This is a genomic window from Aliivibrio sp. EL58, assembly GCF_900312675.1.
GTDB lineage: Bacteria > Pseudomonadota > Gammaproteobacteria > Enterobacterales > Vibrionaceae > Aliivibrio.
Window position 1 is genome coordinate 146,108 of the sequence record NZ_OMPC01000012.1, and the last position, 23,593, is coordinate 169,700.

The 23,593-nt window shown below is 39.8% G+C and carries 21 protein-coding genes; 20 read left to right on the top strand and 1 reads right to left on the bottom strand.

What is annotated here, in order from left to right; genetic code table 11:
- The first annotated feature begins 11 nt into the window (after positions 1-11).
- The 20 genes from ED622_RS18685 to tldD all read left to right on the top strand — a co-directional run bounded on the left by ED622_RS18685 (position 12) and on the right by tldD (position 22,974).
- The gene (locus ED622_RS18685) at positions 12-860 is read left to right on the top strand and encodes an ExeA family protein (protein ID WP_122036553.1); all 849 of its coding nucleotides are present in this window, start codon (positions 12-14) and stop codon (positions 858-860) included.
- Entirely contained in the window at positions 857-1,942 is a 1,086-nt protein-coding gene (locus ED622_RS18690; RefSeq protein WP_122036554.1) for a lipopolysaccharide assembly protein LapB, read from the top strand. Before ED622_RS18685 ends, ED622_RS18690 begins: the two co-directional genes overlap by 4 nt.
- A complete protein-coding gene (locus ED622_RS18695; protein WP_122036555.1) occupies positions 1,942-3,666 on the top strand; it encodes a GspE/PulE family protein in 1,725 nt (574 codons plus the stop codon). Before ED622_RS18690 ends, ED622_RS18695 begins: the two co-directional genes overlap by 1 nt.
- Positions 3,667-3,675: 9 nt before the next feature.
- Positions 3,676-4,902 carry a type II secretion system F family protein gene (locus ED622_RS18700; RefSeq protein ID WP_122036556.1) on the top strand — a complete coding sequence of 409 codons (1,227 nt, stop codon included), beginning with the start codon at positions 3,676-3,678 and terminating at the stop codon, positions 4,900-4,902.
- A gap of 2 nt (positions 4,903-4,904) precedes the next feature.
- Complete coding sequence (locus tag ED622_RS18705) at positions 4,905-5,348, top strand: type IV pilus, mannose-sensitive hemagglutinin protein MshF (RefSeq protein WP_122036557.1); 444 nt, start codon at positions 4,905-4,907, stop codon at positions 5,346-5,348.
- A gap of 96 nt (positions 5,349-5,444) precedes the next feature.
- Entirely contained in the window at positions 5,445-6,008 is a 564-nt protein-coding gene (locus ED622_RS18710; protein WP_122036558.1) for a prepilin-type N-terminal cleavage/methylation domain-containing protein, read from the top strand.
- A gap of 146 nt (positions 6,009-6,154) precedes the next feature.
- Positions 6,155-6,601 (top strand): prepilin-type N-terminal cleavage/methylation domain-containing protein, encoded by a 447-nt coding sequence (locus ED622_RS18715; protein WP_122036559.1) that lies wholly within the window; start codon positions 6,155-6,157, stop codon positions 6,599-6,601.
- 124 nt (positions 6,602-6,725) lie between these two features.
- Positions 6,726-7,319, top strand: coding sequence for a type II secretion system protein (locus ED622_RS18720; protein WP_122036560.1), 594 nt, complete (start codon positions 6,726-6,728; stop codon positions 7,317-7,319).
- Positions 7,316-7,906, top strand: a complete 591-nt coding sequence (locus ED622_RS18725; RefSeq protein WP_122036561.1) for a prepilin-type N-terminal cleavage/methylation domain-containing protein — start codon at positions 7,316-7,318, stop codon at positions 7,904-7,906. Before ED622_RS18720 ends, ED622_RS18725 begins: the two co-directional genes overlap by 4 nt.
- Positions 7,906-8,634: a type II secretion system protein gene (locus tag ED622_RS18730; RefSeq protein WP_122036562.1), complete on the top strand. Its 729-nt coding sequence runs from the start codon at positions 7,906-7,908 to the stop codon at positions 8,632-8,634. Before ED622_RS18725 ends, ED622_RS18730 begins: the two co-directional genes overlap by 1 nt.
- Positions 8,624-9,058 carry an MSHA biogenesis protein MshP gene (locus tag ED622_RS18735; RefSeq protein ID WP_122036563.1) on the top strand — a complete coding sequence of 145 codons (435 nt, stop codon included), beginning with the start codon at positions 8,624-8,626 and terminating at the stop codon, positions 9,056-9,058. Before ED622_RS18730 ends, ED622_RS18735 begins: the two co-directional genes overlap by 11 nt.
- A complete protein-coding gene (locus ED622_RS18740) occupies positions 9,058-12,057 on the top strand; it encodes a DUF6701 domain-containing protein (protein WP_122036564.1) in 3,000 nt (999 codons plus the stop codon). Before ED622_RS18735 ends, ED622_RS18740 begins: the two co-directional genes overlap by 1 nt.
- Positions 12,058-12,179: 122 nt before the next feature.
- Positions 12,180-13,223 carry a rod shape-determining protein gene (locus ED622_RS18745; protein WP_122036565.1) on the top strand — a complete coding sequence of 348 codons (1,044 nt, stop codon included), beginning with the start codon at positions 12,180-12,182 and terminating at the stop codon, positions 13,221-13,223.
- A gap of 23 nt (positions 13,224-13,246) precedes the next feature.
- Complete coding sequence (gene mreC, locus ED622_RS18750) at positions 13,247-14,104, top strand: rod shape-determining protein MreC (RefSeq protein ID WP_122036566.1); 858 nt, start codon at positions 13,247-13,249, stop codon at positions 14,102-14,104.
- Positions 14,094-14,585 carry a rod shape-determining protein MreD gene (mreD, locus tag ED622_RS18755; protein WP_122036567.1) on the top strand — a complete coding sequence of 164 codons (492 nt, stop codon included), beginning with the start codon at positions 14,094-14,096 and terminating at the stop codon, positions 14,583-14,585. Before mreC ends, mreD begins: the two co-directional genes overlap by 11 nt.
- A 9-nt stretch (positions 14,586-14,594) precedes the next feature.
- The gene (locus ED622_RS18760) at positions 14,595-15,170 is read left to right on the top strand and encodes a nucleoside triphosphate pyrophosphatase (RefSeq protein ID WP_122036568.1); all 576 of its coding nucleotides are present in this window, start codon (positions 14,595-14,597) and stop codon (positions 15,168-15,170) included.
- 19 nt (positions 15,171-15,189) lie between these two features.
- Entirely contained in the window at positions 15,190-16,659 is a 1,470-nt protein-coding gene (gene rng / locus ED622_RS18765) for a ribonuclease G (RefSeq protein WP_122036569.1), read from the top strand.
- A 13-nt stretch (positions 16,660-16,672) separates the two neighbouring features.
- Positions 16,673-20,545 (top strand): YhdP family protein, encoded by a 3,873-nt coding sequence (locus ED622_RS18770; RefSeq protein WP_122036570.1) that lies wholly within the window; start codon positions 16,673-16,675, stop codon positions 20,543-20,545.
- Positions 20,546-20,595: 50 nt separating this feature from the next.
- The gene (locus tag ED622_RS18775; RefSeq protein ID WP_122036571.1) at positions 20,596-21,414 is read left to right on the top strand and encodes a carbon-nitrogen hydrolase family protein; all 819 of its coding nucleotides are present in this window, start codon (positions 20,596-20,598) and stop codon (positions 21,412-21,414) included.
- 114 nt (positions 21,415-21,528) lie between these two features.
- Entirely contained in the window at positions 21,529-22,974 is a 1,446-nt protein-coding gene (tldD, locus tag ED622_RS18780; protein WP_122036572.1) for a metalloprotease TldD, read from the top strand.
- An 83-nt stretch (positions 22,975-23,057) separates the two neighbouring features.
- Here tldD and yjgA read toward each other — a convergent pair whose 3' ends face one another.
- Positions 23,058-23,588, bottom strand: a complete 531-nt coding sequence (gene yjgA, locus ED622_RS18785; protein ID WP_162922571.1) for a ribosome biogenesis factor YjgA — start codon at positions 23,586-23,588, stop codon at positions 23,058-23,060.
- Positions 23,589-23,593 lie beyond the last annotated feature (5 nt).

The following is a 23,593-nucleotide window of genomic DNA, read 5'->3' on the forward strand; positions in this document are numbered from 1 at the left end:
GAACAACATTTATGTATGAACAACATTTCGGTTTAAAGCAGTTACCTTTTACCTTAACGCCGAACACCTCTCTTTTTCATGGATTATTGCCTCATTATGAGGCGATAAAAATGGTATTGTCTGCCATCTCTATGGGAGAGGGAGTCATTAAAGTCACTGGTGAGATTGGCACGGGTAAAACGCTGGTTTGTCGAATGTTGATGAGTCAGTTACCTGCGAATGTTGAGTTACTTTATCTTCCAAATCCGATGATGAATGGTCATGAGTTACGTCAAGCATTAGCTAAAGAGCTATGGATTGATCAAGGCGGTGATGGTGTCGCATTGACTGACCGCATTCATGATCGGCTGATTGATTTACAAGCGGAAGGAAAAACCGCTGTTGTTTTTCTTGATGAGGCGCAAGCACTCAGTGATGAAGCTCTAGAAACCTTGCGTCTATTTGGAAATCTTGAAACTGACTATACCAAGTTATTGCAAATTGTTTTGTTTGGGCAGCCAGAACTAGATGAGAGATTACAGCAATACCACTTACGTCAACTTAGGCAGCGAATTACTTTTTCCGCATCGCTACGCGTATTAAATGTAAGTGAAACCGTGGCGTACATTAATTATAGAATGTCTGAATCTGGCTGTGAGAATAACCCCTTTACGCTTTCTCTGATGAAAGCTATTTGGCGGGCAAGTGGTGGCGTACCACGATTAATTAATCAACTATGCCATAAAGCTCTACTTATTTCTTTTTCTGAAGAGTTAGAGAGAGTATCAGCTAAGTCCGTATTTAATGCCATTTTAGATACAACTGATACCGCCAAACCTACGTATTATTTCCCCACATTTTGGGGTTGGAGAGCATCGTGAGTGCCACTAATAAAGCCTTGTTGAATATTACTAAACAAGATGTAAATGAAGGTGTTCAAAAGAGCATTTCTCCAGCACATATTCCAAATGTTGAATCTAAATTTAAAGCCTCTTTCTTTTTTGCTATTGGAGTGATTAGTTCACTCTCTCTTATTGGCTGGGCGAGCTTAGGTGATACTTCAAACCCTATTCAAGAAGAGGTGCCCGCTACACGAGTATCGACAGGAGCACCTATTTTATCTCTCTCGCCTACGCAAAAAGTAGCCAATAAAGAGATCAGCTCTATTTATAAAGATAAAGCACTTGAGCCCATTTCTATTGCGAGAGAACAGAAATCAGAAAATAGAGAAGCGCAGCCTGCAAAAGTTACTACATCGGCTGTTAGCTATACCGCGAATACAAAAACAGCATCAGTAACACCTAAAAAAGAGTCGGTCATCCCCAAGACCCCACAAGAGAAGGCAACAGAAGATTTTTTTGTGGAAGAAGTTGAATTATTACCATCAGATTTAGCGCAAAAAAGTCGTTACGTAGCTAAGAATGCGTTAGATAGATCTGATTTTAAAGAGGCAATGAAAGCGTACTATACGGTTTTAAAATATCAGCCTAGTGATGAGGAATCACGAAAGAAACTCGCGGCATTATTGTATGGCAAGCGAGAAGTACAAGAATCTGCGGCGGTATTACAACAAGGGATTAAGCTTGACCATAACAGTGTCTCTTTGCGTTTAGCGTTGTCGAGTTTATTGCAAAAAGAAAAACAGCCTGAAGCCGCTTTGTCAGTGTTAGAGTTCATACCTGTAGAGGCCGATGTTGATTATCTTGCTACTCGTGGCGGATTGGCTCAACAGCTAAAGCTGATGGACTTGGCAAAAGAAAGTTACCAAATGCTAGTAGAGAAAGAACCCGATAATGGTCGCTGGTGGCTTGGCCTAGCGATAGTTTATGAAAGAGAGGCGCAAGTAAAGAAAGCGTACGAGACTTATCAAGCCGCATTGATTAAACCTGGATTATCTCGCTCATCTCAGGTGTTCATAAGAGATAGAATTAAATTATTAGCAACAATGGAAGGAAATGAATAATGCGTCTTAAGTTAAGAAAAAGACTTGGTGATCTATTAGTCGAAGAAAACATTGTTACTGAACAGCAGATAGAGCAAGCCCTGTTAGCACAGAAGAAAACAGGACGAAAACTGGGTGGTACGCTAATACAGTTAGGCTTCTTATCTGAAAAGCAAATGTTAGCCTTTCTATCTCAGCAATTAGATGTTCCTTTGGTTGATTTAAACCGAGCAGATATTGATGCAGCCGCAGTACAGCTATTACCAGAGGTTCATGCTCGTCGATTACGAGCACTAGTGATCAGTCAAAAGGGAGATACCATTCGTGTAGCAATGAGTGATCCTGCCGATCTCTCCGCTCAAGAAGCACTGTTTTCGCAACTTCAGCGCTATCAAATTGAAATGGTTATCGCATCAGAAAGACAATTAGTTGATAGCTTTGACCGTTTTTATCGTCGAACTAAAGAGATCGCCTCTTTTGCTGAGCAATTACAATCTGAACATCAAGATACCAATGACTTTAATTTTGGTATTACAGATACCGATAATGATGAAGTTACCGTTGTTAAATTAATTAATTCTTTATTTGAAGATGCAATTCAAGTTGGTGCATCGGATATTCATATCGAACCTGATGATAAAGTATTACGTTTGCGTCAGCGTATTGATGGTGTTTTACACGAAACACTACTTAATGAAGTCAACATCGCTTCTGCTTTAGTACTTCGTTTAAAGCTTATGGCTAACTTGGATATTTCTGAAAAACGTTTACCTCAAGATGGGCGCTTTAATATAAAGTCCCGTGGTCAATCGGTTGATATTCGTCTCTCAACCATGCCAGTACAATATGGCGAATCAGTGGTAATGCGTTTACTTAACCAAACATCAGGTATTCGTGAATTAGAATACTCAGGCTTACCTGAACATCTTTTAGTTCGATTACGTAAACAACTACGTCGCCCTCACGGTATGATCTTAGTAACAGGGCCTACAGGTTCTGGTAAAACGACAACGCTATATGGTGCGTTGAGTGAGCTTAATCAGTCAAGTAAGAAGATCATTACTGCGGAAGACCCAGTAGAGTATCGTCTACCTCGAATTAACCAGGTTCAAGTAAATAGTAAGATTGATTTAACGTTTGCTAAAATTTTAAGAACCTTCCTACGTCAGGATCCTGATATAATTCTTATTGGTGAAATGCGTGATCAAGAAACCGTAGAGATTGGATTGCGAGCAGCCCTAACCGGTCACCTAGTATTATCAACATTACATACCAATGACGCGGTAGACAGTGCGTTGCGTATGATGGATATGGGCGCGCCTGGGTATTTGGTAGCGAGCGCGGTTCGTGCAGTATTGGCTCAACGACTCGTTAAGAAAATTTGTCCGGATTGCTCTGGGGTTGATAATTTAGATGACGCTCGTAAACAATGGGTGCAGACACGTTTCCCAAATCAAGTTTCAGTCCCATTTCAGAGGGGGCATGGTTGTCAAAGCTGTAATTTAACTGGCTACCGTGGGCGTATCGGTGTTTTCGAACTACTGGAATTGGATCAACCCATGATGGATGCATTAAGAGCTAATGATGCTGTGGGTTTTTCTCATAAAGCACGAGAAAATGCAGATTATAAACCATTATTAGCCTCAGCCATGGAGTTAGCCATGAATGGCATCATCAGTCTTGATGAAGTGATGGTTCTAGGGGAAGGAGATAATGCCGCTTCCCATCAGCCAATATTGATGTAGGCATAGAGCATGGCAATATTTAAATACAGCGGGCGTAACAGACGCGGAGAGCAAGTATCAGGCTCCGTTGAATCGGTGTCACAAGAAGCCGCCGCTGAACAGTTGATGAATGATGGAGTGATCCCGACCTCTATTCGAGCAAGTAAATTTGGTGGTAATTCGAGTGCTTCTGATTGGAAAAAATGGTTTCAACCTAATATTCCTTTAGAAGTATTAGTGATTTTTTGTCGCCAAATGTATAGCTTAACAAAGGCAGGGGTACCATTGTTGAGGGCGATGAATGGTTTGTCGCAAAACAGTAATAATAAACTGCTCAAAAAAGCATTAGAAGAAGTGACTACTGATTTAACTAATGGTCGAAGCTTATCTGTATCAATGCAGCAGCATCCACAAGTATTTAGCTCTTTATTTGTTTCAATGATCCATGTTGGTGAAAATACTGGTCGTTTAGATCAGGCATTATTACAGCTTGCAAATTATTATGAACAAGAGATGGAAACACGTAAGCGAATTAAATCAGCGATGCGTTATCCTATTTTTGTGCTGAGTTTTATTTTCTTAGCGATGTTAGTACTGAACGTTAAAGTTATTCCACAATTTACCTCAATGTTTGCTCGTTTTGGTGTTGAACTGCCATTACCAACGCGGATTTTAATGGCGACATCGAGCTTCTCTGTAAATTATTGGCACTTTATGCTCGGTGGAATGGCCGGAATGTTTGTTGCTTTTCAATCTTGGATCAGTGGCGACGTCGGGCGTGAAAAATGGGATAAATTTCGATTACGAATTCCTATTGTTGGCGATATTGTTACACGAGCGCAAATGTCACGTTTCTCAAGAACCTTTGCTCTGATGCTAAAATCAGGGGTGCCATTAAATCAATCTATTGCTCTTTCTGCGGAGTCTCTAGGTAATAAGTACTTAGAAAATAGGTTGCTTGAAATGAAAAATGGTATTGAATCGGGCACCAGTATGTCAGCAACCGCAGCACAAAGTGGAATTTTCACACCGCTTGTTCAACAGATGATTGCGGTAGGTGAAGAGACCGGGCAAATCGATGACTTGCTATTGGAAGTGTCTGACTTTTATGACCGTGAAGTCGATTATGATTTAAAAACCTTAACAGCAAGAATAGAACCGCTGTTGTTGGTGATTGTATCGGGTATGGTTCTGATATTAGCACTAGGTATTTTCTTGCCTATGTGGAATATGTTAGATGTAGTAAAAGGCGGTTAATTATGTCAGCAACCCGAATCATATGGGGGGCTCTGGTGATTATTTTACTTGCTGTTATTTTATACCAGTGGGAGATAATAGAGCCTGAAGTTGAAGATACTGCATTGACGATGACCAGTCGGGAGATATTATCCTCAGCGAATGAATTCAAAAATTATTGGGTGGTGAATGGACAGCCTCACTCCATGATAAAAGATGGCATAGATGTGAAATTTTCATCACTAGGTTGGCCAGTAGTGCTTAGTGATAATAATGTGGATTGTCAGGCATGGTTAGCTCTTTTATTACCAAATAAAGACAAGGTTTATGCGGACCGTATCGAAATAAATAAAAATACTAGCATGAAAGAACAATATCGCTGTGATTATAGAATGCCGAATGGTAAGGTGTTTTCTGTAATGTTATCGAATGGTGTTTTTAAAGTTAATGTCGGTTTTTTGAATTAAAAATTAATGGGCATTTTTTTGACGAACACTGTGTTTTTTTTTGTATAATCCCTTACAATTCAGAACGAAAATAAGAATAGAGAGAGAAGCATTACGATGAAGCACCAAAAAGGTTTCTCACTGGTTGAGCTAGTGATTGTGATTGTTGTAATAGGTTTGCTGGCAACAGTAGCATTACCTCGATTTTTAGATGTTAGCCTTGAAGCAAAAAAAGCCAGTATTGAAGGCGTTGCAGGTGGTTATGCAACGGCGGTGCTTTCTGCAAGAGCACAATGGGAAGCGGAAGCTCGTCCAAGAACTGATAGCTACAATGCGGTTAGTTATGATGGCACTGAGTTTTGGCTAACAGATCCATCTCAGGCAAATCAAGTGGATTTTCGTCCTGGTTACCCAATTTCACCACGTGAAGACTTAGATGGTAATGATACTGGTAGCTACCCGACATCATTAACGGCAAAAGAATGTATCTTGTTGATGGAAATGTTATTGCAAAATGCGCCATACGTGACAGATGACAGCAATGACAATAAAGCGAAATACTTAGCAGAAGTGATTAGCGAAAATAGTCGCAATCAATGTAAATATACGCAACAAGAAAACGAAGGGCACTTCTTTACCTATGAGCCTGAATCTGGCCGTGTAGTAGTGACTCTGCAATAAAGAATTAATACCTTTATGATCGTGTTGTTCATGAAGGTGCTAAATGAAAACTGCTTAAACCAGTGGCGTATAGCAGTAACTGTTTTAACAATAATGGTGGCAACGATTAAGTTCCATCACTTTTTATAATAAAAGAGAGTAGTAACATGAAAAGACAAGGTGGTTTCACCCTTATTGAGTTGGTAGTTGTAATCGTTATTCTAGGTATTCTAGCAGTAACTGCAGCACCTAAATTCCTTAACCTGCAATCAGATGCACGTGCATCATCACTGCAAGGCCTAAAAGGCGCAATGTCTGGTGCTGCTGGTATCGTTTATGGTAAAGCTGCGATTGAAGGTAAAGAGCAAAAAGGAAGTACAACATTAAATGATAGTACTGCAATTGTATTTGGTTACCCAGCTGCTACATCAGCAGGTATTGGTGCTGTTGTCATAGGCCTTGAGGATTGGGCTGTTGATTATGATACAGCAGATGAAGTTAAAGTTAACTTCTCTGGAGTAGCTTCGTCAGTAACTGATTGTCAGGTAATCTATAAAAATGCTGCATCTTCTTCGGCAACATCTACAGTTACAGTTAACTCTACAGGTTGTTAATAGCTAAAGCTTAACACTTCCAAAGCCAGCGATCTCCGCTGGCTTTTTTGTATCAAAAATTAACAAACTCTCGCTATCTCTATAAATTTCGTTATCCTAGTAACAGGAAGCAATAAGGTAACGGATGATGACTTTTCCTCTCAATAAAAATAGCTCGAAACAACAAGCCCAAACTGGTGGTTTTACTCTGGTAGAGTTGATCGTCGTGATAGTGCTACTTGCTATTATTAGTGTCTATGCGTCGAGTAAATACATGGGGGCGAGCCGTTTCTCTTCGGCGGCAGCACAAGAGCAAGTGCTCTCTATTCTGCGTCAAGTTCAAATCACAGCGATGCAAGTAAATGGTTCAAATAACTACGATGATTGTCGGTTGGTTGTTATGGAAGAAACTCAATTTGGCGTTAGCCAGTCATGTCCAAGTCGAGATATGAGCAGCGCGGTACTTTCTGATTATTCAAAAGAGACAAATCAGCAAGAATTAGAGTTAATTAAATTAAAATATGTGTTTAACTCTGCGGGTGGCAAAGTATCAGAGTTGTCGTTTGATTTACTTGGAAGGCCGGCAATAGTGACTTCATCCGCCACCACCACTCTTTGTACCGACAGTGATTGTCGCATCACCATAACGACACCTTCTTCAAATGAAAGCCGCTCTGTGTGCATTAATAGTGAAGGCTTTATTTATCGTTCAGTTCAAGATGAAGGATGTGGGATATGAACCGAATGAAAGGTCATCAAATTGGTTTCACACTAATAGAGTCCATTGTTGGAATTGTAATTCTAGGGTTTGCTTTGTCAGTATTGGTTTCTGGTGTATTTACCTCTTCTACTAAATCACATCAAGCAACCTATCAAGCTCAAGCTGCAGCGCTAGGTCATTCAATTATGACCGATATCTTAAGTCGTCAATTTGATGAGCACAGTGATCCTAATGGGGGAGCGTATCGTTGCGGAGAAGCTGCGGCACCTGATGTGTGTTCAAGTCCTAATGAACTTGGGCGAGATAGTGTTACAGAAAAAAATACAACTAGCCATTCTACTATTTTTAATGATGTTGATGATTTTATTGGATGCTGGGGAGAGGCTGCTCAATGTACTTCAGGGTTAGCTAATTACTCGTTAAATCGTTTAATAGATCAAGACAGTGCCGCTGAATATAAAAATTTTACTGTTGAAATTAATGCCGCTTATGCAGATGTAGATAATAGTGCAACAGCAATAACTCAGTTTAAAAAGATCGATATTACCCTGTATGCAAGCAGCCATGCGCAATATACTTTTAGTGCTTATCGAGGGAATTATTAATGAAGCGTATTCATGGTTTTACCCTTATCGAGTTGATCTTAACTATTGTGGTGGTCGGGATTGTAGCCTTGGCTGCCAGTAATACCTTACAACTGGGTTTTCAAAGTTATAACGATAGTATTGATCGCCAAGATAACCAAATGCAGGCAAAGTTTGTCATTGAAAAGTTGAGTCGAGAACTGCGTCATGCAGTACCAAATAGCGTAGGAGTCTCAGGTAATGGTAGTTGCGTCAGTTTTATTCCTGTTGAGGCAAGCGCTTTCTATTTAGCATTACCTGCATTTGACCAAAAACACATTGATACTGTATTACTTTCTAATGCGACGTTTAATCTTAATGGTCATAGATTGGTCATTAACCCAAGCTCTCAAGCTGATTTAATTAATGAAAGTAACCACCGATTTGTGAACATTGAATCAATGACACAATCTGGAAGTGTTTCTACAATTAACTTTCCTAACGCACTTAATAACCCTGCTTTTATTTCAAGTTCAATCTCTGAACGTGTATTTATTTATAGTCCAAATCCTGTTGAATATTGCATCCAACTTGGTGGCGTATTCCGCAGTGGGGTTCAATTAGCAAATCAAGTTTCTTCAGGCGATTTCACTACGCAAAGCGCATCGGTAAATCGCAATAGCATCATTAAAATGACCTTGGTTTTTGAAAATGACTTAGGTGAAACAACTCAATATCAACATGATGTACAGGTGATCAATGTACCATAATCAAGCAAAGCAAAAAGGTAACCTGTTGATAATGTCTGTTGTTGTCATGGTTGTTGTTGGCTACCTATCATTAAATTTATTGAAAGTCGAAACCAGCAATCACGATACGGTATCTAAAGAAGTATTAGGTACTCAAGCGTGGTTTTTAGCGCACTCCGGAGCGGAGTGGGGGTTAGTGCAGCTGTTTCCATTAAACCAATCTGGCGCTAATGATTCGATTTGTGATGAGCATGAACCCCTTCGTAAGCACTTTCCTGATATGCAGCTTGATGGCAGTGGTTGCCGCACAGCACCACAAATAACATGTAAAAAGACACCGGTGAATGATATTAGGTATTTTCAAATTACCAGTACCGCTACCTGTGGCTCAGGGATAAATGCAGTGGTGCGAGTTCAAGAAGTATGGGCAAAGGAGATTAATTAATGAGGAAGATATTTTTTATATTCTTACTTTTATCATTTACAGCGCATGCAAAAGTGTATGATTTATCTGATCCTAATGTATCTCTTTGTAATGGTTCTCTAGTCGGAAATATTTACCAATGTGTAGGTAACCTTACTCTTCAAAAAAACGACGCTATTATTGTTAGTGATTTGAACTTAACTAATGTCGAGTTGATATCTAGTGGTACGATGAAACTCAACAGTAATAAGATAGGAACAGAAGAGCAGTCTATCCATCTGAAATCACTTGGTGGTGAAGTTATCATTGAGGGAAATGGTAATGTAATTTATGGATTTATTGTTGGACAAAGCAACGTTAAATTAAAAAAAGTAACTGTGTTTGGAAATATTATTAGTGTTGGTGGGGAGGTTGTTGTAGAAGAAAGTGGAAATCATATAACAGGAAGTATTTTTGCACAAAGCAGCGTTAAATTAAAAAAAACAAAGGTGATTGGTGATATTACTAGTTATGGTGAAGGCATTTTTATTGAAGAAAGTGGAAATCAAGTTTTTGGAGATATTGTTGCTCATCATGATGCTAAATTAAAGAAGGTACTCGTTTGTGGAACGATTACTTCTGAAGGGGGGGAGGTAATAATTGAAGAAAATGGCAATAAAATATATGCAGGAATAAATGCCATTGATTCCTTTGGTAAAGTAACAATAAAAGGTGCAGATGTATGTGGAACCGTCACTTCGTTATCAGGTGAAACTGACTTTTCTAAGGCTAAATTGTATTGTGGCTTAAATGATGCTAACTGTAATGATTTTAGTAATTGCCCAGTATCTCCTTCTGATGATATTTGTAATATATCGCCACCGAGTGACAATTATATACTGAGGATAACTCCGATAGAACAATATAGCTTAGTTTGTAATGACGTTGAATTTAATGTTTTGGTTATGACTGATTCAGACATTCCTACTCCTGTTATAGGTAAGGAAATCGCGCTTCAATTCGACGAATCAAAGCTTGCACTTTTAAGCTCAAATTTAGTTACTGATAATAACGGTGAAGTTAAATTATCTTTTTCAAAATTAGATAAACAGAAAATAGAAACAATTGCAGTTAAGGCTAGTTTGCAAGGTGATTCAAATGTAACGGATGAAGGTGAGGTTCATTACGTACCTTATATGTTTGATACTTCATCTACAAAAGTAATAGCAAATTTATCGCACTCTTTTGAAATTAAAGTATTAGCTTGTGATAATAATAATGTTGATATCACTAAAAATTACGAAGGAAAAAAGTTATTAGATGTATCGACTTATAAGCTGATTAAACCAAATTCAAATGACGGTATTCGTACTGATTTTCAGCTTGCAGACCAAACTAACCCAAGTAAAATTGAACTTATTTTTGATAAAGGTAAAGCAACAACAAACCTAACCTATCAAGAAACAGGAGAAGTTAGTTTTATATTGAGTGATCCTAGCTTTATTTGCCCTCCTAATTTTGATTGTAATGATTACCCTGTTGATTCCGATTTATTATCAACAACGATAAATATTGAATCTCGCCCTTGGAAGCTTGCAGTTTGTAGTGGTGTTCCGATCAATGGCAACAGTGATGATGACTCAAGCTCGGCTCTTGTGGCTGCTGGTGAGCCATTTTCACTTCAAGTAAAACCAGTTCGTTATGGTAATAACGCAGATGTATGCCAACTACCAATTACCCAAAACTTTTTTGCCTCAACAGCGCCTACAGCCACGATAGTGGCATTAGATCCAACTCTTGATTCTCCTGCGGGAGGTGTACTAGGTTCATTATTACTATTATCTTCTTCTTTTGAGCATGATGATCATGTAACAGATATTTCAGAAACTGGTGAACCTGATAAATATTATCTCTTTGAAAATATGACTTATGATGAAGTTGGTAGTATTCAATTTAATGTAGAAGTTTCAAGTATTGGTTTTTATGATGGAATTCAAGGTGGCATCCCTGATGGAAGCAGTGCGGTTGGACGCTTCTACCCTACATATTTTGAGATAACAGATACGATATGGGATTACCCAGGAAATCAAGGTTCAGTGAGTGGTCGCTATATTTACATGGATCAAAACTTTACTGATGTGAGCTTTGAAGTAAGGGCATATAATTCGTCAGGAACTGAGACAGAGAATTATGGTCTGTTTTCTGATGGACTAAAAGCTTCTTTTTCTCTCGTAGACTTATCATCAGGTGATCACTCGGAACGCTTAAATATTACAGATGCTGATTTAGATGTATCACTCTGGAACAGTGGTTCGCTTTGGAAAGTCACAGGACTTGGCGATACGGTTACTTGGAAGAAAAAACAAGTCACAGATGGAGCATCGCCATTACTTACAAAAGAAGATGGCCCCTTCAATATGAGCGGGAACTCAAACTCAGTAACAACGGCGTTAGGGTTAAAAATTAGTGGTGTCGATCCTGTTTCTTTTGATACCACACCTGTTAATCCAGCAGTAACAGAGCAAGAATTACTTTCTCAACCAGACGTTCGTTACGGTCGAATGGTGTTAGATAGTGTTGGAACGGCTGTAGGTCAAGATGTGGCTGTTCCACTGCGGGTCCAATATTGGAATGGTAATACCTTCGTACTAAGTAATACTGATAATGCGAGTAAGTTTGAGGGGGGGAAGCATTGCAAGCAAACTGTATGGCCTGATCCGACTCAATCTAGTAGTACGATCCTAAAAGGTTCTAATACGGTTATTCAAGGAAGTGATGTTACCAATTTAGTTGCAGAGGCAAATAATAGTTCATTACGAGAGCAAGTGCGCTTTTGGTTGAGATTAGCGAGTACCTCTCCACAAACAAGTGAAACGAATGTCGCTTGTGAATCAGGTTATGAGGACCAACCTTGGTTACAATACAACTGGCGAGGGCAAGGTGATGAAGATCCATCGACAGTCGTGACCTTTGGTATTTTCCGTGGCAATGATCGAGTCATATTCCGCGGCGAAAGTAACATTATTGGTACTTCTAACTAAAAATTGAATAAAAATCCTGATTTGCTTCAGGATTCTGTAGCAATGCCTTGCTGATTAGGCTAGGCATTGGTACATTTAGTAAAATTTATCTTATTCTCACGTTTTCAGGAAATACGAAGATTATGTTTAAAAAACTTCGTGGCATGTTTTCAAACGATCTTTCGATCGATCTAGGTACTGCCAACACACTTATCTATGTAAAAGGTCAAGGGATTGTTCTTGATGAGCCGTCTGTAGTTGCTATCCGTCAAGACCGTAATGGTTCAACGAAAAGTGTTGCAGCTGTTGGCCATGATGCGAAGCAAATGCTAGGTCGTACTCCTGGTAACATCTCAGCTATTCGTCCAATGAAAGATGGCGTTATTGCTGACTTTTATGTGACAGAGAAAATGCTTCAACACTTTATTAAGCAAGTGCATGACAATAGCATTTTGCGTCCAAGCCCTCGCGTATTAGTTTGTGTTCCTTGTGGCTCTACACAAGTTGAACGTCGTGCTATCCGTGAATCAGCACAAGGTGCAGGCGCTCGTGAAGTTTACCTAATTGATGAGCCAATGGCGGCTGCGATTGGTGCTGGTTTGCCAGTATCAGAAGCGACAGGTTCTATGGTTATCGATATAGGTGGCGGTACAACAGAAGTTGCTGTTATCTCGCTTAACGGTGTTGTTTACTCTTCATCAGTACGTATTGGTGGCGATCGCTTTGATGAGGCTATCATTAACTACGTTCGTCGTAACTACGGAAGCTTAATTGGTGAAGCAACCGCAGAGCGTATCAAGCACGAGATCGGTTCAGCTTATCCTGGCGATGATGTCTGTGAAATTGAAGTTCGTGGTCGTAACCTTGCAGAAGGTGTACCTCGTAGCTTTACATTGAACTCAAACGAAATCTTAGAAGCGCTTCAAGAACCTCTATCTGGTATCGTTTCAGCAGTAATGGTTGCACTAGAACAGTGTCCACCAGAGCTAGCTTCTGATATTTCTGAGCACGGCATGGTATTAACGGGTGGTGGAGCACTACTTCGTGATTTAGACCGCCTTCTAACTGAAGAAACAGGGATTCCTGTTGTTGTTGCTGAAGAACCATTAACTTGTGTGGCTCGTGGCGGCGGTAAAGCATTAGAAATGATCGACATGCACGGTGGCGATCTGTTTAGTGAAGAGTAATAACAAATAACGGGTGAGTGGATATGACTCCAATCTTTGGTAGAGGCCCTTCTCTACAGTTTCGCCTGTTTATTGCTGTAATGGTATCGGCTAGCCTTATGCTAGCCGATAGTCGCTTGAATGCCTTTTCCGACGTACGTTACCTATTAAATAGCTTTGTAGCTCCAATCCATTATGCGGCAAACCTTCCTCGTACCATGTTTGATGGCATGTATGACCGGTTTAATAGCCGTAATACTCTCATGCTTGAAAATCAAAAGCTTAAACAAGAAATGTTTATGCAGAGTAGTAATTTACTGTTAATGGAACAACTTAAGCAAGAAAACAGCCGTTTACGTAACCTATTAGGGTCTCCATTTATTCGTGATGAAAGAAAAATGGTAACAGAGGTAATGGCGGTTGATTCTGCACCATACACGCATCAGGTAATGATTGATAAAGGCCAGGTTGATGGCGTTTATGAAGGCCAACCAGTGATCAGCGATAAAGGTATTGTGGGACAGATCAACTATGTTGGTGCACACAATAGCCGCGTTTTATTATTAACCGATCCAAATAACTCTATTCCAGTCCAAGTAGAACGAAATGATATTCGAGTGATAGCATCAGGAAAGGGGTATTTAGATACCATGCAACTAGAGCACATACCAACCAATACAGATGTAGAAGTCGGTGATAGATTAGTGAGTTCTGGCTTAGGTGGACGCTACCCTGAAGGATACCCTGTGGGTTATATTTCAAATATTGATAATGATAATAAACGTCCTTTTGCTTCTATTGATTTAAAGACAACGGTTGAGTTTGATAAATTACGTTATCTATTATTAGTTTGGCCTACAGAATCAGAAGTTAATACCGAGGAGACGGCAAATGGCCAGTAGTCATTTAATGCGCGGTCGAATCATCATTTGGCTCTCTTTTTTAATTGCATTAACCTTGCAAGCTGCTCCGTGGCCTGGAGCCCTAGAGGTATTGAGACCTTCTTGGATTATTTTAGTTACCTTTTATTGGGTACTGGCACTGCCTCATCGAGTCAATGTTGGGACGGCAATGTTACTTGGTATCTTGTGGGACCTTTTATTGGGTACGACATTAGGGATCCGTGGCATGACAATGGCTATTTTAGTCTATCTTGTCGCCGCCAATTTTAAGGTATTGAGAAACTTAGCGTTATGGCAACAAGCAGCTATTTTTTCCGGATTAACCTTACTTGGTAAAATATTAGAGTTTATGGGTGAATTTTTAGTTCATGATGTGGCTTTTAACGCACATTTTTTATGGGCTGGCGTGTTAAACTTCATTCTTTGGCCATGGTTGTTTTTATTGATGCGCAGGGTGCGTCGTCATTGGTCAATTCGATAGGGAAATAAAATGACTACTCAAGTTTTCTTAGCTTCTGGCTCTCCACGAAGAAAAGAATTATTAACTCAACTAGGGTATCAGTTTGAGATTTTATCTATAGACGTTGAAGAGGTGCATCAGTCACATGAGACGCCTCTTATATATGTAGAACGATTATCAAAAGATAAAGCACAAGCTGGCGTAAGAGTATTAGAACTAACAAAGAATAAATATGTCCCAGTATTGGGCTCTGACACCATCGTTGTAATCGATGGTGTTATTTTAGAAAAGCCGAAAGATTTTGAAGATGCTAAAAGAATGCTTTTAGCACTGTCTGGTCGTCAACATCAAGTAATGACTGCCGTAACACTAGCAACACCTGATGAAATTAGAACCAAAACAGTAATAACACAGGTGTGGTTTAAAACACTTTCAGAACAAGAAATAGAACAATATTGGGAAAGTGGAGAACCTTGTGATAAAGCAGGGTCATACGGTATTCAAGGTAGTGGTGGGCGATTTGTCTCGCGTATTGATGGCAGCTATCATGCTGTCATGGGACTGCCTTTGATGGAAACAGATCAGCTCTTACACCAATTTTTGTAAAAATTAGTGAGGTGCTCCAATGAGTACAGAGTTGTTAATAAACGTAACGCCGAGCGAAACTCGTGTTGCGATGATTGAAGCAGGTGTGCTTCAAGAGATCCATGTAGAAAGAGAAGCAAGACGCGGTATTGTGGGTAATATATACAAAGGCCGAGTAAGCCGAGTATTACCGGGGATGCAAGCTGCGTTTATAGATATCGGTTTAGATAAAGCCGCATTTCTGCACGCCTCAGATATCGTTCCTCATACGGAATGTGTGTCTGAAAATGAAAAACGTCAGTTTCAAGTGAGAGATATTTCTCAGCTAGTACACCAAGGACAAGACTTGGTGGTGCAAGTTGTTAAAGACCCACTTGGAACTAAAGGCGCTCGTCTAACCACGGATATTACCCTTCCTTCTCGCTATTTGGTATTTATGCCAGGGGCAAGTCATGTCGGTGTATCACAACGCATTGAAAGTGAAAAAGAACGTAATCGTTTAAAGAATACGGTCTCTGATTATTGCGATGAGTTTGGTGGTTTTATCATTCGTACTGCTGCAGAAGGCGCAAGCGAAGCTGAGATCTCACAAGATGCTGCTTTCTTAAAGCGTCTATGGCACAAGGTGATTGAGCGTCGTAAAAAAAGCAAAACTAAATCAATGCTGTACGGTGAGCTAGGTTTAGACCAGCGTATTCTGCGTGATTTTGTTGGAACAGAGCTTGATTTAATTCGTGTTGATTCAAAACTTGCTTTTGAAAAGTTAAAGCAATTTACAACAGAATTCGTACCAGAGTTAACCAAGAAACTTGAGTATTACTCAGGCGATAAGCCTATTTTTGATATGTACGAAACAGAGAACGAAATTCAACGTGCTCTTGATCGTAAAGTAGAATTAAAGTCAGGTGGTTACCTGATTATTGATCAAACAGAGGCGATGACCACTGTTGATATCAATACTGGTGCATTTGTTGGACGACGTAATTTAGAAGAAACTATTTTTAATACCAATATTGAAGCCACACAAGCGATTGCACGTCAGTTACGTTTACGTAATCTTGGCGGCATCATCATCATTGATTTTATTGACATGATGAGTGAAGAGCATCGTCGTCGAGTGTTACAAGTACTTGGTGCTGCGTTAGATAAAGATCGAGTTAAAAGTAACGTTAACGGGTTTACTCAGCTTGGTTTAGTTGAAATGACACGAAAACGAACTCGTGAAAGTATTGAACATATCTTATGTGATCAGTGTCCAACCTGTGAAGGTCGAGGGGCAGTTAAAACGATTGAAAGTGTGTGTTACGAAATATTACGTGAAATCACACGAGTAAACCGTGCTTATGATTCAGATAAGTTTGTTGTATATGCCTCTGTTGCAGTAGCTAATGCGCTTGAAGGCGAAGAGTCACATGCACTCGCAGAACTCGAACTTTTCATTGGTAAACAGGTAAAAATTCAAGCTGAACCTCTTTATATTCAAGAGCAGTTTGATGTCGTAATGATGTAGAGAATAATAATACGTGACCACTAAGTTAATTCGTTTTGAACGTTGCTTGATGGGATTATTGCTGCTGGTATTTTTACTGGCAGCATTAGTCATTACAAGCTTGCGCCTTTTCCTTCCTTCGTTGAATAAATATCAACCTGAAATTGAAGGCTTTCTTTCTCAAGCAACAGGCTTTTCGATTTCAATTGGCGAGCTAGATGGTCGCTGGCGAAATACTAATCCCTCTTTAAATCTTCGAAAGCTTACTGCTATTGACCCTGCGACTGGCGATGAAATCATTGCAGTTAAAGAAGTCGAGATCCAACTGAATATTCTCTCTTCGCTTTGGGCTGGACAACCTCAATTTGCGGATCTACGAATTGATAAATTAAGTGCGGATCTTACCTCATTAGGCAAGCGTACTTCTGATGTAGAGGAGGAAGAATCGGACCCAAAAAATCAGCAAGCTGATAAATCGTTGGGTAAACGTCTCGAAGATATATTTTTAGTTCGGTTAAATCATTTCTCATTAAAAGATTCTCAAGTCGCTTTTGTGGCACTTGATGGAACGGATAAAACAGTACAAATTGACTCATTACAATGGCGCAACGAGCGCAGAAAACATCTAGCTGAAGGTGTTGTTAGTGTCATTGGTAGTGAGATAAACCAGCTTAAAGTCATCGCTAACTTTAAAGAGAAGGGCACATTTAAAAGTTTAGATGGCCATTTTTATGTAGAAGCTAAAAACATTCAAGTAACTCCGTGGATCACAGAAGAACTTCAGAATGAATATGGTATTACTCAAGGTGAAGTCTCAGCTAATGCGTGGTTATCTTTTAAAGATGGGCAACCGATTGATGCTCTTGTCGAAGCTTCACCTTCTTATGTTAACTGGTTAGAAGGTAAAACAGTCCATCAAGCGAGTGTTGAAGGTGGCGTGTTTGAGCTTCAGCCAGATAGAGAAGGATGGAAGGTTTCTGCTTCTGATATTCAAGTTAAACATCAAGCAGAGCTATGGCCTGAGATCTCAGGTAATTTCACTTGGCAGCCGGAAAAGTGGATTTTAAATCTAAGTCATGTTGATTTACAGAGTGCATTGGGTTTAAAAACGTTATTGCCAGCTTCTCAAGATAATATTACCGACCTTCTTACTACTTTGGATCCTGAAGGGAGTATTAATGATATTCGAGTTGAGTATGATCATTCTCTTGGATTGAGTTACTCTGCATCGATCTATGAAGCAAAAATTAATCAATGGGAGCTACTGCCAGGTTTTCATAAATTAAACGTTTTGATTGCTGGTGATGCTGAAAAGGGTGAAGCTAAATTATCATTAGTGGATGATACTCTGCCTTATGGTGAGGTATTCCAAGCTCCATTAAATATAAAAAATGGTGATGTCACTGCGTATTGGGAAGTGAATGATAAAGGTTGGCGTTTATGGTCTGATTACATCAATGTATCGACACCTGACCTGCAAGCAAAAGGGGAGTTTCGATTAGATTTTCCTAACGATAAGCCTTCAGTTCTCTCTTTTTATGCTGAAGCAGATGCCTTTAATGCCGATCAAACTTGGCGTTATTTACCGACCTTAGCATTAGGGCAAGATCTGACAGATTATCTATCTGCTGCAGTTCAAGGGGGTAGTGCTAAAACGGTACAGCTACTTTGGTATGGGGAGTTAGCTGATTTTCCTTATACTAAGTATGACGGTATTTTCCAAGTAAAAGTGGGATTAAAAGACGCTCAGTTCTCATTTGATACCGCGTGGCCGCCTCTGACTAATTTACAGTTAGATTTAATGTTTCAAAATGCCTCTATGTTCTTAAGCTCTCACTCTGCAGATTTGATGGATGTGCACGCCACTCGTGTTACGGGACGAATTGCCAATTTAGCGGAAGACGGTAAGTTAACAATTCGTGCTACAGCAAATGGCTCAGGTAAAGCGGTTCGTGAATACATGACAGCAACACCTTTGGTCGATTCTGTTGGTGCAGCGCTTAATAGCATACAAGTAGATAATCGAGTTGATGCATTATTACGATTAGATATTCCATTTACGGGAGAAGATGTTCGTGCGTGGGGTTATGCCGATCTTGCTAATAACCATATTGAATTACAATCACCTAATATTGTATTGACCAATGCTAAAGGACGAATTGAGTTTGATAATGATGTAGTGAAAGCCTCAGGAATTAAAGCGTCACTATTAGGACAACCAATCTCTCTTTCCTTTAATGGCGAAGCACAGTCTGACTTTTACAGTGTTGCGATTGAAACAAAAGGTAAATGGAAAATCTCACCATTAAGAGAATATATAGATTCTCCAATGATGGAAAAAGTGAGTGGTGTTTCTACATGGAATTCTGATATTAATTTACAAGTTGCAGATGTTGGTTTTACTTATCAAATAGGAGTGAATGCTTCATTAGATAGCATGACTTCTACTCTGCCTTATCCGTTGGCTCTTGGTAAAGGTACGGCAACAAAAGCGTTGCTGCAAGTATCTGGCAACTCAGAAAAATTATCAGGTCGTTTGACGTTACCAGATGCTAAGTATCAAGCTGAAATTAATATTGCTGAAACAACACCCGTAATAGCAGCAAGTCATGTTGTGGTTGGGCGTGGTAATTTTAAAGTGAGTCCAATTGTTGGGCAATCAGCTTCGATTAATACAAAGTCATTAGATCTGGATGCTTGGTTATCAGAGCCTATTTTGAATCATGATAAGGCAGTGAAAAAAGGAAAAGCGACGGCTAGTCATTTTCCAACTATCCCTGTGCCAACTCGCATTGATGCCAATGTGAAGTCATTACGATTAGCGACATTAGATTGGAACGATGTAAATACAGATGTACGTAAAAAATCTCAAGGCTGGTATATACAAGTTAACAGCCAAGAAGTGGATGGAAAAGCGAGCTGGAAAGGCAATGATGATTTATTGGTGCAATTGGATAATCTTCATATCTTTATTCCAAGTCTAGATAAGCCTGAAAATCAAAAGCGTTTAAATCAAGCTAATGATAATGAACCTGTTATTTCTGATTTTGACCGTGAATTTTTCCGTTTGATGCCGAATTTAGAACTGACCATTAATGACACATGGGTTCAAGGCTACAAGCTAGGTAAAGTGGATACTAAACTGCATAAAAAAGCGAATACCTTTTATTTAGATAAGCTAAAGATCACGAGTGGTGAGAATAAATTAGCGATGTCTGGGGATTGGTTATTAGATAAAGATACCAGTCATTCAGAATTTAAGGTTAAAGCATCAGGGGAAGATAACTCTGAATTGTTAGCTCGTTTTGGTATTAGTTCTGGTATTCAAAAAGCCAGTTATAGTATGGATGGAGATCTTCAATGGGAAGGCGCACCTTGGAGTATTCAAATTAACACACTCTCTGGTGATTTAGCTTCCACATTAGGTGAAGGTGTGATCACTGATGTGAAAGGGGCGGCACGCTTCCTAGGCTTATTTAGTATTGATTCTATTATCCGTAAAATGAAATTAGATTTCAGAGATGTATTTGATGATGGGATGGCATTTAACTCCATCAAAGGCAGCGGTAAAATGCGTAATGGTGTATTTGTTAGTAATAACTTAACCATGGATGCGGTTGCTGGTGAGATGAATATCAAAGGTAAAGCGAACTTAAATACACGTCTAGTGGATGCTGAAGTAAGTTTTACCCCAGATTTAACATCAGGGATTCCTATTATTACTGCTTTTGCTGTTGCACCACAAACAGCAATTATTGTACTTGCAGTCGCAACGGCTATTGCGCCAGTTATTGACGTTATTACGCAAGTTAATTATAAAGTAGAAGGGCCGCTTGAGTCTCCAACAGTAAAAGAGTTATCTCGTAGTCAAGGTGAGTATCAATTGCCGGAGAAAACCGAAAAATAAGCCTAAGTTAGCCGTTTTTACAGTGAGTAAGAATCAAATAAGGAAGTGTGATGAGCAAAGTTGGCGTAGTTCAAATGAACTCAGGAGCGACTCCTGAAGAGAATATTAAACAGCTAAGTCTTAAGCTAAAAGGATTGCAACAACAAGGGGCAAAACTCGCACTAACGCCTGAAAACTGTATCGTATTTGGTCAAAAAGAAGACTATGAACGCTATGCAGAACCGTTAGGACAAGGGGAGTTACAAGATACGCTTTCAGCTCTTGCTAAGCGTTATCAGATTTGGCTCGTGATTGGTTCTTTTCCAATTAGAAATGTGGATGGTTCTCTATCGACCACCTGTTTGGTATTTGATGATAATGGTGTTCTAGTTGAGCATTACCATAAATTACATATGTTTGATGTTGAGATTGAAGACGGCCATCATAGTTATCGAGAATCAGACACTTTTACACCGGGCAATGAAGTTAAAGTAGTTGATACACCTTTTGGTAAATTAGGACTCTCTATTTGTTATGACGTTCGTTTTCCACAATTATACAGCGAGCTTCGCCGGCAAGGGGTTGAGATTATCGCTGTACCAGCTGCGTTTACTAAGGTGACGGGTTATGCTCATTGGGACATTTTATTACGCTCAAGAGCGATTGAAACACAGTGCTGGGTGTTAGCTGCTGGTCAATGGGGCTCTCATGGCGCTGAGCGTGAAACATGGGGACACTCAATGATTATTGATCCATGGGGAAATAAAGTCGCGACTCAGCGAGAGGGGACTGGGGTTATTATTGCTGATATAGATAAATCACAATTAGCGATGATCCGTAAGAAAATGCCGGTGGCTCAACACGCAAGGTTAGAGTGTAAATTGAGTTAAGCTCAGAATAGCTGTCGCTTTATTTGATATAAAGAGTGAATTTCACTATAAAACACACACTTTTTTATTCATAATTAGATCCTAGATCTTAAATTCTTAACAAGAGTATCTCGAATGATTTTGCAAGAAGTAGAACAATCCTTATTAAGCCAAGCAGGGATCGGTCAGCAGGAACTGTCTCAGACCTTAAGCACCATTGCAAAAAGAGACGTAGACTATGCTGATATCTACTTTCAATCTTGCTGGCATGAATCATTAGTACTCGAAGACAGCATTATTAAAGACGGCTCGTTTAATATCGACCGTGGTGTTGGTATCCGTGCGGTTGCAGGTGAAAAAACAGGTTTTGCTTATTCAGACCAAATTAACCTTGAAGCATTAACCCAAAGTGCAAAAGCGGCTCGTGGTATTGTTCAGCAAGGTGGTGAAGGCCGAGTAAAAGCGTTTGCTTCTCAAGCAATGCCTCAGTTTTATGCGCCAATTAACCCACTTAATAGCTTAGATAAGAAACAAAAAATAGCATTGCTTGAAGAAGTCGATGCCTATATCCGAGCAAAAGAGCCTTTAGTTCAAGAGGTATCTGCAAGCATCAGTGGTGTCTACGAACAAATGTTAGTTGCTGCCCTTGATGGTACGTATGCTGCGGATATTCGACCATTGGTTCGTCTTTCTATCAGTGTATTAGTCCAACGTGGTGATAAGCGCGAACGAGGCAGTGCTGGTGGTGGTGGTCGTTATGGCTATGATTATTTCCTAACTGAAGTTAACGGTAAATCAATCGCACTTGAATTCGCAGATGAAGCAATTCGTCAGGCTCTTGTTAATCTTGATGCTGATGCAGCCCCTGCGGGAATGATGCCAGTTGTTCTTGGTTCAGGTTGGCCTGGTGTTCTATTGCATGAAGCTGTAGGTCATGGTCTTGAAGGTGACTTTAACCGTAAAGGGTCATCAGTATTCTCAGGTAAAATTGGCGAGAAAGTAACCTCTTCTGTATGTACTATTGTTGATGATGGCACGATGCCTGATCGTCGTGGCTCTTTAAGTGTCGATGATGAAGGTGTTGCAGGTCAATACAATACATTAATTGAAAATGGTGTATTAAAAGGTTACATGCAAGATAAGTTGAATGCCCGTTTAATGGGTGTTGCTCCGACAGGTAATGGTCGTCGTGAATCTTATGCTCACTTACCAATGCCACGCATGACGAATACTTACATGCTGCCTGGTGAATATGCACCAGAAGAGATTATCTCAACAGTGAAGAAAGGTATTTATGCGCCAAACTTTGGTGGCGGCCAAGTTGATATTACTTCGGGTAAGTTTGTATTCTCAGCATCAGAAGCTTACTTAATTGAAGATGGTAAGATTACCCGACCAGTAAAAGGCGCAACACTGATTGGTTCTGGTATGGAAGCGATGCAACAGATCTCTATGGTTGGTAATGACTTGTCGTTAGACCGTGGCGTTGGTGTTTGTGGTAAAGCAGGACAAAGTGTACCAGTAGGTGTTGGTCAACCAACATTGAAGTTAGATGCATTGACTGTTGGCGGTACAGAATAGTTCGGTTAGTTTGAATTAATTAACTGATATAAAAAGAGCCAAGCATTGTCATAATGCTTGGCTCTTTTTTACCTCAACCTAAATTATAGGTCTTGGTCTAAGTACAGATCTTTTAATACTTGGAAAATTTCACGATACGCCTTTGGCGGTTTACTCGCTGCTTTTTCTTTGCTTGCTTGGCGAGCAAGTTGACGGAAGCGTTGACGATCAGCTTCTGGGTATTTCACCATAACTTCTTCAATCACTGCATCAGGCGTTTCAATCATACGGTCACGTAGGACTTCTAATTTTTGAAGTGCAATTGTTGCTTGTGAGTGCTTATTACGTACTTTGTCTAGAGCCAATTGGATTGGTTCTGGATCTTCAAGACGCATTAGCTTACCAATGTATTGTAATTGGCGACGTTTTGCTTCGTTTTTAAAACGCTGAGCATCGGAAATTGCCACTTGCAGAGTTTCTGAAAGTGGAAATTTAGCAAGAACAGCTGGCTTTAAACCAACTAACTCTTCGCCTAGTTTTTGTAGGTCTTCCATGTCGTTTTTCATCTCGGTTCTACTTACCCAGATGATCTCTTCTTCTTCTTCCCAAGGAGCTTTTTGATTTTTGCGTGCCATGATCT

Coding starts and splice junctions, on each gene's coding strand:
- ED622_RS18685 (WP_122036553.1), top strand. CDS start 12: ATGTATGAACAACATTTCGGTTTAAAGCAGTTACCTTTTACCTTAACG.
- ED622_RS18695 (WP_122036555.1), top strand. CDS start 1,942: ATGCGTCTTAAGTTAAGAAAAAGACTTGGTGATCTATTAGTCGAAGAA.
- ED622_RS18700 (WP_122036556.1), top strand. CDS start 3,676: ATGGCAATATTTAAATACAGCGGGCGTAACAGACGCGGAGAGCAAGTA.
- ED622_RS18705 (WP_122036557.1), top strand. CDS start 4,905: ATGTCAGCAACCCGAATCATATGGGGGGCTCTGGTGATTATTTTACTT.
- ED622_RS18710 (WP_122036558.1), top strand. CDS start 5,445: ATGAAGCACCAAAAAGGTTTCTCACTGGTTGAGCTAGTGATTGTGATT.
- ED622_RS18715 (WP_122036559.1), top strand. CDS start 6,155: ATGAAAAGACAAGGTGGTTTCACCCTTATTGAGTTGGTAGTTGTAATC.
- ED622_RS18720 (WP_122036560.1), top strand. CDS start 6,726: ATGATGACTTTTCCTCTCAATAAAAATAGCTCGAAACAACAAGCCCAA.
- ED622_RS18725 (WP_122036561.1), top strand. CDS start 7,316: ATGAACCGAATGAAAGGTCATCAAATTGGTTTCACACTAATAGAGTCC.
- ED622_RS18730 (WP_122036562.1), top strand. CDS start 7,906: ATGAAGCGTATTCATGGTTTTACCCTTATCGAGTTGATCTTAACTATT.
- ED622_RS18735 (WP_122036563.1), top strand. CDS start 8,624: ATGTACCATAATCAAGCAAAGCAAAAAGGTAACCTGTTGATAATGTCT.
- ED622_RS18740 (WP_122036564.1), top strand. CDS start 9,058: ATGAGGAAGATATTTTTTATATTCTTACTTTTATCATTTACAGCGCAT.
- ED622_RS18745 (WP_122036565.1), top strand. CDS start 12,180: ATGTTTAAAAAACTTCGTGGCATGTTTTCAAACGATCTTTCGATCGAT.
- mreC (WP_122036566.1), top strand. CDS start 13,247: ATGACTCCAATCTTTGGTAGAGGCCCTTCTCTACAGTTTCGCCTGTTT.
- mreD (WP_122036567.1), top strand. CDS start 14,094: ATGGCCAGTAGTCATTTAATGCGCGGTCGAATCATCATTTGGCTCTCT.
- ED622_RS18760 (WP_122036568.1), top strand. CDS start 14,595: ATGACTACTCAAGTTTTCTTAGCTTCTGGCTCTCCACGAAGAAAAGAA.
- rng (WP_122036569.1), top strand. CDS start 15,190: ATGAGTACAGAGTTGTTAATAAACGTAACGCCGAGCGAAACTCGTGTT.
- ED622_RS18775 (WP_122036571.1), top strand. CDS start 20,596: ATGAGCAAAGTTGGCGTAGTTCAAATGAACTCAGGAGCGACTCCTGAA.
- tldD (WP_122036572.1), top strand. CDS start 21,529: ATGATTTTGCAAGAAGTAGAACAATCCTTATTAAGCCAAGCAGGGATC.
- yjgA (WP_162922571.1), bottom strand. CDS start 23,588: ATGGCACGCAAAAATCAAAAAGCTCCTTGGGAAGAAGAAGAAGAGATC.